This is a genomic window from Gammaproteobacteria bacterium (genome assembly GCA_013696315.1).
In the GTDB taxonomy this organism is placed as follows: Bacteria; Pseudomonadota; Gammaproteobacteria; order JACCYU01; family JACCYU01; genus JACCYU01.
In genome coordinates this window covers 1-10,538 of sequence record JACCYU010000029.1, presented here as the reverse complement: position 1 = coordinate 10,538, position 10,538 = coordinate 1, and the positions used below count along the sequence as shown (strand labels likewise).

Sequence of the window (10,538 nt, the reverse complement as noted above, 5' to 3'; positions counted from 1 at the left end):
TGGCATAACGACGAGGCCGCCGAGAACCGTCGGTGGCAGTGCTGAGAGCTGGGCTTCGGCATTGAGTTCGACCAGCCGCCTTTGCAGGCGAACCTGCAATTCATCGGCGCGCCGGCGCGCTTCACCGTAGTTGAGCCGCGCGCCCGCCCTGCCGGCCTGCTCTTGGAGCTTCAACTGCTCGGCGCGATGGTCCCAGTAGGCGATTTCCTTGGTCAGCCTGTCCTTGACCGCGGCCCGGGTCTTTTCGATCCAGTTGAGACGGCGTCCCCGTACCTCGGCCAGATGATCGGGTACGACGTGGGCGACGGCGTGACCAAGAACTGTTTGCTCCAGCTCGCGCGTAATCCAGGCGCACTCGGGACGATCGAGGAGATGGTCGGCTGATGGCTCTCCCTCCGCGAGCGGGCGATAGTCGAGATAGGGGGCGTAGTGCAGATGGCGCGGTTGAGATTCGGCGTCCAGTTCGACGTAGATCATGCGCTTGCTAATGGTGCGCCTTTCTCCGGAAGGAAGCGTCCGCGCATCCTGGATGGCATGCTCGAGATAGAAAAGTACACGTGCCTTGGTGCCGGAATCGCGCTCGTCCACCAGCACAGAGCCACGGCGCAACAGATCGCGGTGGCGTTCCAAGGTCAGATCGAGAACGGCGTCGAGCAGGGGGTGTCCGGGGCAGATGAATGCCGCCATCGGCTGTCCCGGTGGCGTCAGCAATCCCTTGTCGAAGGCCACTCGTTCATAGCGTTGCAGCACGGGTTCGCCCATGCCGATCGCTCGATCGCGGTTCCGTATGGGTGCGGACACATGGGTGATTTCGAAGCGGCGCGGTTCGCGCTGGCGAATTGTCCCGCCGAGGCGACTGAAGGCTTCGAGGAAAAACGATTCGATGTAGTGCGGCTGCAGGCGGCGCGCTTCGGCGCGCTCCATTTCTTCGCGCACGCGCGCCACCCGGCTCGCATCCATCGCGTCGTGGGCTAGGGCTCGCTCTTCGATCAGATCCTCCAGATGTTGGCGATCCACGGCATGAGCGATAGCCTCCGTCAAACGCGCGCGCACGTCGGCCTGGTCTCCGTAGCGGATGGCCTCGATCAGCAGATCGCGCAGCGGCCGACCCTCGAAGTGGAGTTTGCCCAGCACGTCGAACACCTGGCCACCCAAAGCCTGCCGCGCCTGCTCAAGTTTTTCAAGCAAGGTTCGGTAAACATCCCTCTCACGCGTTTCTTCGGCCACAAGGTTCCATAGGTGGCAGACTTCAGTCTGACCGATGCGATGGATGCGGCCAAAGCGCTGTTCGAGACGGTTCGGATTCCACGGCAGATCGTAGTTCACCATCAGGTGAGCGCGCTGCAGATTGATTCCCTCGCCAGCCGCGTCGGTCGCGAGTAGAACCTGCACTTCGGGGTCGTGCAGGAAGCTCTCCTGCGCCTTACGGCGCTCCTCACGCCCCATCCCACCGTGAATCATCACCACGGCCTGCGGGCGGCCGAGCAATGAAGCGATCTGTCGTTCGAGGTAGTTGAGCGTGTCGCGGTGCTCCGTGAATAGCACGAGCTTCTGGCGTGCCGATGGAGCAGGTGGTGGGATGGAACCTGCACCGTAAGGAATTTCAGGTTCCTTCACGCGTCCGGTTAGACTGGAGGGTGTGAAGATTTCGCTGAGCAGGTGAGATAGCTCCCGCCACTTGGTGTCCTGGCCGCTACGGCGCACCTCGGCTGCCAGCGATTCAAGTCTGCTCAGAGTCTGAATCTCAAGTTTCAGTTCGGCAATGGTGCTGGCAGCGGTGGCCTGGTCGAGTACTTCCTCTTCTCCGGCTTCGACCTCGCTTTCTGGCGCGTCCTCGAGATCCTCAATATCGTCGGCGTCAAGCACGGGGCCAGTTAAGGTTAATTGCGCGCCGCGATGGAGCAGTTCCAACTCCCGCAGGCGTTTTTCCAGACGCTCTCGGCGGCGGCTGAGAGACTGGTGGATCGCCGCCGGCGACGACGCAAGACGGCGCTGGAGGATTGTGAGCGCGAAGCCGACGGTTCCCGCACGCTTGTCGTTCTGCAGTGCCTCGGCGCGGTTAAACTCCTCGCGTACGTAGTCAGTAACCTCTTTGTACAGGCGCGCCTCGGGCGTTGAGAGTTTGTAGGGCACCGTATGTGCGATGCGCTCCGGTAAGAGCGGAGTGCCGTCGAACTTGAGCAACGTCTCCTTTACCATGCGGCGCATCAGATCGGACACTTCCACCTGGTGCACGCCGTCCCGGAACCGACCCTCGAAGCGATCCCCGTCGAGCAGCGCGAGGAACAACTGGAAATCCTCTTCCTTGCCGTTGTGCGGGGTCGCCGTCATCAACAGGAAATGGCGAGTGAGGCCGGACAGGAGCTGTCCCAGTCGATAGCGCTTGGTGTACTTGACCTCGCGATCGAAGAATGTGGCGGACATCTTGTGCGCCTCATCGCAGACGATAAGGTCATACCGACAGTCGGGCGCGCTGAGCTTCGCCTGAACGTCTTCATCGCGCGAGAGTCTTGTCGAGCCGTGCGATGGCGAGATCGTTCTCAAGAAACCAGTTTCCCGTCCGTGCCGCCTGGAGCTTGTCATTGGTCAGGATATCGAAGGGCAGGTGAAAGCGGCGGTGGAGTTCATCCTGCCATTGCTCGGCAAGACTTCCAGGGCACACAATCAGGCAACGTTTCAGGTCGCCTCGCGCGATCAACTCCTTGATCAGAAGCCCGGCCATGATGGTCTTGCCCGCGCCCGGATCATCGGCAAGCAGAAAGCGCAGCGGCTGGCGCGGCAACATGGTCTCGTAAACGGCCGTGATTTGGTGCGGCAGCTGTTCCACCAGCGACGTGTGCACCGCGAGCACCGGATCGAACAGGTGCGCGAGCCGGATTCTGTGGGCCTCGGAAACGAGCCGGAACAGCGCGCCGTCCCCGTCGAAGCTCCAGGGCCGGCCTTGCTCAACTAGTTCGAGGCGTGATTCGTCGTGGCGATAGAGGATCTCGTCGGCGATCCTGCCGGCGGGGGAGCGGTAAATAAGCGTGAGCGCATCCGACCCATGCCACTGCACACTGACGACCGTAGCCAAGCAATCGGGGAGTAGACCACGCACAGCGGCATTGGGTTTGAGGTCTTCGAGTTTCATGCCAGATGCGTGATTGATCGACACCGTCTGGGCGTCTCAGCGTAGTTGCAATCTCTTTTTGAGTATGCGAGCAGGATCGCTGAGGGGCGACATGCCATTCATGCTTTTTTGCTTTGCGGCATTCTCCCGCCGGGAGTATAGGCGGTACGGAGTAATTTGATCAAATGGCTTATAAATGGCTTATTAGGGGCCATGGGGGGCGGAATTTCGCCCCCCATGGCAACGCCGATGACGTAATCCAAATGTCAGCGATCCGCGGACTAGAGAAGGTGCCAAAGTTGGCGCCGACGCTTCTGCTGCTTTAGTCGAGCATGGGCATTAACGAGATAGCCCGAGCCTGCGCTTTGTCGCAGGGATTCGCCTTTATGTGGCCCAGATGCGCGGAGCACAAGGTTCGCGGCCCAGCAGCAGGGGGCGCAGTAGCATCCAGGAGCGGGTTAGCGCCAGACGCATGTCGTCGGCGCTGTCACCCAGGTAGCGCGCCACGAGCAGGCCTTCGATGAGCGTCGTCGCGAAGTGGCCGCGTACACGCGGCGCGATGGTTTCGCGCACGCAACGCAGGGCCGCGTCATCCGCGTTTGCCGCCGCCAAAGTCGCCGCGTATGCATGGCCGCTCATGCCCCAGCGACTGTTGAGGATGGGCGCGCTGCCGCTCGCGCGCAGCCGCTCGATCAGAAGCGGCACGCCGTCGCGCCAGATTTCAAAGTCCAGCCGGGCCTCGCCATGGGCAAAGCGCTCGCCGCTGGCCGGGCGACCCAGGCACAACGATTCCCAGCCTATGAACGCCGCGTCCGGGGTCAGGTCGATGCGCGTGCCAATAGTCCCGCGTGCGCCGCTGAACCAGATGCACTCCTGCGGCAGCCACTCAAGGCTGGCGTCGCCGCCTATCGCGAGCGCTTGCGTCAGCCGGCTGCGGCCGTGCTCGCTGCGATAAATTTTGGTCGCAGAGGGCGTCGTCAGCAGCGCGTGCGAGCCAGGGTCGCACGCAACGTTCAGATGAAGGTTATCGCCGCCGGCCAGACCGCCCGGCGGGTGCAGCAGATATGTATGACACAGGTCGCCCTCGGGGTAGAACGGCCGCTGGACCAGCAGGGGGCCTGTGTGCCGGCGTTCGGCTAAGCGCGTACGGCCCGTCATCGGGCTGAATCGCAACGACAAGTCGGCGCGCCAGCTAGCCGTAGCGGTCGCATCTCGCTCGAGCCCGGACGTCGTCGGCCGATCGCCGGACGCCGCGGGCATGCTCATACCGACAGGTGGCGGCTGATCAGATCGTCACTCAGCGCGTCGATCGGGCCACCCGCGACCAGCCGGCCTTTTTCCATCAGCCCGAAGCTGTCGGCGACTCGCCTGGCGAACGGGAGCTTCTGTTCCACCAGCAGCACCGTCAGTCCATGATCGCGGTTGAGACCGCGCACGACATCGCCGATCTGATGCACGATATTGGGCTGAATGCCCTCGGTCGGTTCGTCGAGGATCAGCAGTTTCGGCTCCAGCATCAGCGCGCGTGCAATCGCCAGTTGCTGTTGCTGACCGCCGGACAGATCGCCGCCGCGCCGATCCAGCATGCTCTTCAACACCGGGAACAGCTCAAACACGATTTGCGGAATCGGCGCGCGCATTCTGCCGCGGCCAGCGAGCGGCAGGCGCAGGTTTTCTTCGACGCTCAGCAGCGGAAATATCTCGCGGCCTTGCGGCACGTAACCCAGTCCTCCCCGCGCCCGCAGTTCCACCGCCTTGCCCGCGAGCTGCTGACCGTCGAACCGAATCTCGCCGGATGTGACCGGCACGAGGCCCATGATGCATTTGAGCAACGTGGTCTTGCCGACCCCATTACGACCCATCACGCACAGGTAGCGGCCGGCGTTAAGGCTTAAATCCACATCCCATAAGGTGCGGCTCTGGCCATATGACTGGTTCAGCGCGGAAACGGTGAGCATTACTCGCCCAGATATACTTCAACGACCTTTGGGTCGTTCTGGATGTCCTGCATCCTGCCTTCGGCCAGCACCTGACCTTCGTGCAATACCGTCACGGCGCGGGCGATGGAACGTACGAATTCCATGTCGTGTTCGACGACGACGACTGAGCGTTCGCCCGCTAGACTGACCAGCAATTCCGCCGTGCGTTCCGTCTCCTCGCCCGTCATGCCCGCCACCGGCTCATCGACGAGCAGCACGCGCGGATTCTGGGCCAGCAGCATGCCGATCTCGAGCCATTGTTTCTGACCATGCGATAACGCACCGGCGCGTCGATGATGCTCCCGCGTCAAACGTATTAATTCCAGGATCTCGTCGATGCGCGCGCGCTGTTGCTTATCGATCCCGCGGGTCAACATGGACCACACGCGCTTGTCACCTTCTATGGCCAATTCGAGATTTTCAGTCACGGTGTGTTCCGTGAACACGGTCGGTTTTTGAAATTTGCGGCCGATGCCGGCGCGGGCGATCTGCGGCTCGTTCAGACGCAGCAGATCGATGTTCTGGCCGAAGTACGCGGTCCCTGCGTCCGGTCGAGTTCGGCCAGTGATGACGTCCATCATGGTGGTCTTGCCGGCGCCGTTGGGGCCGATGATGCAGCGCAGCTCACCGTTGTTGATGTAGAGATTCAAGTTGTTCAGAGCTTTGAAGCCCTCGAAGCTGACCGAGATGCCTTCGAGGTACAGTATCGGCCCCTGATGGACATCGACTTCAACGTCCAGAATGGGCTTCGGCAGGGCGAAGCCGAACATGCGCTCGGGGCGCAGCGCGTTGCGAGCTTTTTGCATGGCGTTCATGAGCCCGCCTTGCGCCGCTTCAGCAATCCGACCAGCCCCCTCGGCAGCAACAGGGTGACGAAGATGAACAGGCCGCCCAGCGCGAACAGCCAGACTTCCGGATACGCGCTGGTCAACCAGGTCTTGCCGCAGTTGACCGCAAAGGCGCCGGCGATGGCGCCATACAAGGTGCCGCGCCCGCCCACCGCGACCCATACAACCTGCTCGATCGAGTTCAGCGGCGCGAACTCGCCCGGATTTATGATGCCGACTTGCGGGACGTAGAGCGCGCCGGCGATGCTGGCGAGCGTTGCCGAGAAAACGAACAGCCACAGCTTGTAAGACTGCACGTCATAGCCACAAAAGCGGGTGCGATCTTCGGCGTCGCGGATCGCCGCCACGACCTTGCCCATGCGCGAGGACACGATATAGCGGCACGCGAGATAGCCGAAAGCCAGCGCGAGCGCTGACATGACGAACAACGCAACTCTCGTGTACGGCGCCTGCACGGGGAAGCCGAGGATTTCCTTGAAGTCCGTCAAGCCGTTGTTGCCGCCGAATCCCAGCTCGTTTAAGAAAAAGGCGAGCATCAGGGCATAGGTCAGCGCCTGCGTGATAATGGCGAAATAGACGCCGCTCACCCGCGCGCGAAACGCCAGCCAGCCGAATATGAGCGCAAGCCCGCCGGGCACGAGCAGGATCATGGCCAGAGCGAACCAGAAGTGATCGAAGCCGAACCAGTACCAGGGCAGTTCCTTCCAGTTTAGGAAAACCATGAAGTCAGGCAGCGCGGCGTTTCCATAGACGCCCCGATCCCCGATCTGGCGCATCAGATACATACCCATCGCATAACCGCCGAGCGCGAAGAAGGCGCCGTGGCCCAGACTCAAAATACCGCAGTAGCCCCAGATCAGATCGATGGCCAGCGCCAGCAGCGCATAACAGAGAAATTTCCCCGCCAGCGCAACGGTGTAAGTCGACACGTGCAGCGCCGACCCGGCGGGCACGGCGAGATTCAGAACCGGCACCGCGATAACCGCGATCAGCAGCAAGCCGAGCAGCACCTGACCGCCACGATCGGATAGCAGCAAGCGAGTCAACAGGGTCAGCCTTCGGCCGCGCGGCCGCGCTGCGGGAACAAACCGCGCGGACGTATCTGGATGAACAATATGATAAACACCAACACCAGAATCTTGGCGAGCACGGCGCCCGAGTAAGGCTCCAGGAATTTATTGGCCAATCCCAATCCAAACGCCCCGACCAGCATGCCGCTTAAATTGCCCACGCCGCCGAACACCACCACCATGAAGGAATCGATGATGTAATTCTGACCCAGGTTGGGGCCGACGTTGGTCAGTTGCGACAGCGCGACCCCGGCGATGCCGGCGATGCCGGAGCCAAGACCGAAGGTAGCAGCGTCGATCCAGTCCGCGCGCACGCCCAGGGATTTGGCCATCGCGCGATTCTGCGCCACCGCGCGAACCTGCAATCCCAGGCTGGTGCGCCGGAGCACGGCGACTAAAGGCACAAATACGATGATGGAGAATATAAGGATGTAGAGCCGGTTATGCGTAACCGAGAAGACCGGATTGATCTCGAGCTGCCCGCGCATCCATCCCGGTGACTCGATCGCCAGATTCAGCGGCGAGTAAATCGTCCTCACCGCTTGCTGCAAAACCAGACTGATTCCAAAGGTTGCCAGCAAAGTTTCAAGCGGGCGGCCGTACAGAAATCGTATGACGCCGCGCTCTATCGCGATCCCGACCAATCCGGAGACGATGAATGCCGCGGGTATCGCGATGGGGATTGTCCAGCCGATGTGGTCGGGTAATAGCTGCTGCACGGTATACGTCGTGTAGGCGCCTAACATGATCAACTCGCCGTGCGCCATGTTGATCACGCCCATCACGCCAAAGGTGATCGCGAGCCCCACCGCGGCGAGCAACAGAACCGAGCCGAGACTCAGGCCGAAGAAGACGTTCTCCAGTAGGTAATATCGCTCGATGCTTTGCTTGATCGACTTGATCGCGGCGGCCGCTTTCGCGCGAACCACAGCAATTTCGTCGTTCTCGGCGACCTCGGTCAGGCGATTGAGCACCTCCGGGTAGAGCGAGCCGCGCAAGTGATCGATCGCCGCAAGTCGCGTGCGCGGGCGCTCGGCATCTAGTTCAAAGGTCGCGAGCGCCACGCTCAAGGCGTCGCGCACCTCGGCGCTGTCCTCGGTCTTGAGGCGCTTGCGCAACAACCCAGCCAACTCGTCATCGATGTCCGCGCCGATGGTCTGGACGGCGGCATAACGTCGGGTTTCCTCGTTCGCGGAGGCCAGGGTGAGTTGCGCCATCAGATCTTCGATCTGAATCCGCAAGGTGTTGGTGGCGTAGATCGATTCGAGCGCGTCGTCGTCTTCGATTCTCCCGAGCGGCTTGCCCGTAGCGGCGTCGAATACTCTTATTTGGCCGCCACTTTCTTCGGCGATGACCGGGCCCTTGGCTTGCGGCCAGGTGTAGAGATTGCCGTTGACTAAAGCGTGGAGCACCGGCGCGGCGCGTTCATGTCCGGACGCGGCGACTTTGTCGACGGCGATTTCGAGGGCGTCGTAGTCATCCGTCGCCAGCGCCGCGACCCGCGCCTGAAATTCATCGGCCTTGTCATCGGCTTGGGCTCCGAGCGGGACAAAGCCTAACAGCGCTAGCAAAAGTAAAAGGCAACGTTCCGCGCGCGTGAAACTTAACCGCATGGTAATCCTGCCGGAAGGTGCGCTGAATACAACAGCGAGATAGCTGTGCGTGCGCGCAGCTATCTCGCAGATCGCAACGGCACTTGAATCACTCGTATTTCTGTCCGGAGCAATTGCCGGATTGCACGTTGAAATTGCCGCATTCGATAGGCGGCAGCCAGTTGGCCTCGATGTTCTTGCTTCCCGGCAGATAATTCGACCACGCGTCGCCGATGACCTCGCCGCCCGCGTCCCACACCGTGACGAACTGACCGTCGTCCTGGATTTCGCCGATCAGCACGGGCTTGGTAATGTGATGATTGGGTAACATGGTCGCATAACCGCCGGTTAAATTCGGCACCGTCACGCCGTACATCGCTTCACGCACGGCATCCACTTCGGTGGTTCCGGCCGCCTCGACCGCATTGGCCCACATGTTGAAGCCGATGTAATGCGCCTCCATTGGATCGTTGGTGACACGGTCATCGTCTTTGATAAACTCGTGCCACGTTTCGATAAAGGCTTCGTTCTCAGGCGTGTCCTCGCTCATGAAATAATTCCACGCGGCAAGATGGCCCACCAAAGGCTGGGTATCGATGCCGGAGAGCTCCTCTTCGCCGACCGAAAACGCGATGACCGGAATCTCGGTGGCGGTGATGCCCTGATTGGCCAATTCCTTGTAGAAGGGCACATTGGCGTCGCCGTTGATGGTCGAGACCACGGCCGTCTGCTTGCCGGCGGAACCGAACTTCTGAATCTCGGCGACGATGCTCTGCCAGTCGGAATGTCCGAACGGCGTGTAGTTGATCATGATGTCGCTCTTGGCGACGCCCTTATCTTTGAGATACTGCTCGAGGATCTTGTTGGTGGTGCGCGGGTAAACGTAGTCGGTGCCGGCCAGCACCCAGCGCTCGACCCCAAAATCGTTCATCAGATAATCCACCGCCGGGATCGCCTGCTGATTTGGCGCGGCGCCGGTGTAGAACACGTTCTTGGACGACTCCTCGCCCTCGTATTGCACCGGATAAAACAGCAGACCATTGAGTTCCTCGAACACCGGCAGCACCGACTTGCGCGACACCGACGTCCAGCAGCCGAACACCACGTCCACTTTATCTTTTGAGATGAGCTCGCGCGCCTTTTCGGCGAACAAGGGCCAGTTCGAAGCGGGATCGACCACCACCGCCTCGAGCTTCTTGCCCAACAGCCCGCCCTTTTTGTTCTGTTCGTCCACCAGCATGAGCACCGTGTCCTTGAGTGTGGTCTCGCTGATCGCCATGGGGCCCGAGAGCGAATGCAGCACGCCGACCTTGATGGTGTCGGCCGCGTGTGACTGCGGCGCGAACAGGGCCGTGGCGAGCGCGGCCGCGATCATCAGGCCGCGCCCGCGCGGATGCCAGGCTTTAAGATCGATTTCGTTCATGACACTAATTGCCTCGCGATAGGTTGTCGTAATCAGATTTGCACTTGCAGGGCGAGCTTGATCGCGCTGACGTCGTCGCCCGCGGCGGCGGGACTGTAATCGAGGCCTTTGGTTGCGAAGTCGCCATACTCGTAGAACAGGGACAGGCGCGCATTGTGACCGTCGATGATGTAGTTCACGCCCGCCTCGGATTCATCCCTGTCGCTGCTGGCGTCCGGCGAGATGCTCGTATAGCGTACATACGGCTGGAACTGACCAATGCCGATTTTTTGCGGCAGCAGGTAAAGCCCCGTCGCGGTCCACGAGTCGCCATCGAACATGCAGAAGCAGTCCGCCCCCGGTGCGAAAGCGACCGCAGGGTCGAAGCCCGACAGGTTGAACGTCTTGTACTCGCCCTCGACGGTGATCACGCCCGCCCCGCCCAAGGTTTTTTCCATCAGCAAGTCGGCGCTCATCCCTAAGAAATCCGCCGGCGCGCCTGCGGTGCCCGCGCCGTCTTCCTGATACTGCGCCGCGT

7 protein-coding genes and 1 pseudogene are annotated in these 10,538 nt (G+C 61.3%); all 8 read right to left on the bottom strand.

Features of this window, described 5'->3' with window-relative positions; genetic code table 11:
- A pseudogene (locus H0V34_01695) lies at positions 1-3,130 on the bottom strand (DEAD/DEAH box helicase family protein).
- Between the two features lie 363 nt (positions 3,131-3,493).
- Positions 3,494-4,267, bottom strand: coding sequence for an urease accessory protein UreD (locus H0V34_01690; GenBank protein ID MBA2490453.1), 774 nt, complete (start codon positions 4,265-4,267; stop codon positions 3,494-3,496).
- A 104-nt stretch (positions 4,268-4,371) separates the two neighbouring features.
- On the bottom strand, positions 4,372-5,067 hold the full coding sequence (gene urtE / locus H0V34_01685) for an urea ABC transporter ATP-binding subunit UrtE (GenBank protein ID MBA2490452.1): 696 nt from the start codon (positions 5,065-5,067) through the stop codon (positions 4,372-4,374).
- Positions 5,067-5,903: an urea ABC transporter ATP-binding protein UrtD gene (gene urtD, locus H0V34_01680; protein MBA2490451.1), complete on the bottom strand. Its 837-nt coding sequence runs from the start codon at positions 5,901-5,903 to the stop codon at positions 5,067-5,069. The genes urtE and urtD overlap by 1 nt, the downstream gene beginning before the upstream one ends.
- Positions 5,900-6,985: an urea ABC transporter permease subunit UrtC gene (urtC, locus tag H0V34_01675; protein ID MBA2490450.1), complete on the bottom strand. Its 1,086-nt coding sequence runs from the start codon at positions 6,983-6,985 to the stop codon at positions 5,900-5,902. Before urtC ends, urtD begins: the two co-directional genes overlap by 4 nt.
- Before the next feature lie 2 nt (positions 6,986-6,987).
- Positions 6,988-8,619, bottom strand: coding sequence for an urea ABC transporter permease subunit UrtB (gene urtB / locus H0V34_01670; protein MBA2490449.1), 1,632 nt, complete (start codon positions 8,617-8,619; stop codon positions 6,988-6,990).
- Positions 8,620-8,707: 88 nt separating this feature from the next.
- Positions 8,708-9,973 (bottom strand): urea ABC transporter substrate-binding protein, encoded by a 1,266-nt coding sequence (gene urtA / locus H0V34_01665; GenBank protein ID MBA2490448.1) that lies wholly within the window; start codon positions 9,971-9,973, stop codon positions 8,708-8,710.
- A gap of 80 nt (positions 9,974-10,053) precedes the next feature.
- Positions 10,054-10,538, bottom strand: a 485-nt coding sequence (locus tag H0V34_01660) for a hypothetical protein (protein MBA2490447.1), incomplete at its 5' end; no start/stop codon positions are given.

What these genes read in the sequence shown, in the direction of transcription:
- H0V34_01690 (MBA2490453.1), bottom strand. Translation starts at nt 4,267, where the DNA reads ATGACGGGCCGTACGCGCTTAGCCGAACGCCGGCACACAGGCCCCCTG.
- urtE (MBA2490452.1), bottom strand. Translation starts at nt 5,067, where the DNA reads ATGCTCACCGTTTCCGCGCTGAACCAGTCATATGGCCAGAGCCGCACC.
- urtD (MBA2490451.1), bottom strand. Translation starts at nt 5,903, where the DNA reads ATGAACGCCATGCAAAAAGCTCGCAACGCGCTGCGCCCCGAGCGCATG.
- urtB (MBA2490449.1), bottom strand. Translation starts at nt 8,619, where the DNA reads ATGCGGTTAAGTTTCACGCGCGCGGAACGTTGCCTTTTACTTTTGCTA.
- urtA (MBA2490448.1), bottom strand. Translation starts at nt 9,973, where the DNA reads ATGATCGCGGCCGCGCTCGCCACGGCCCTGTTCGCGCCGCAGTCACAC.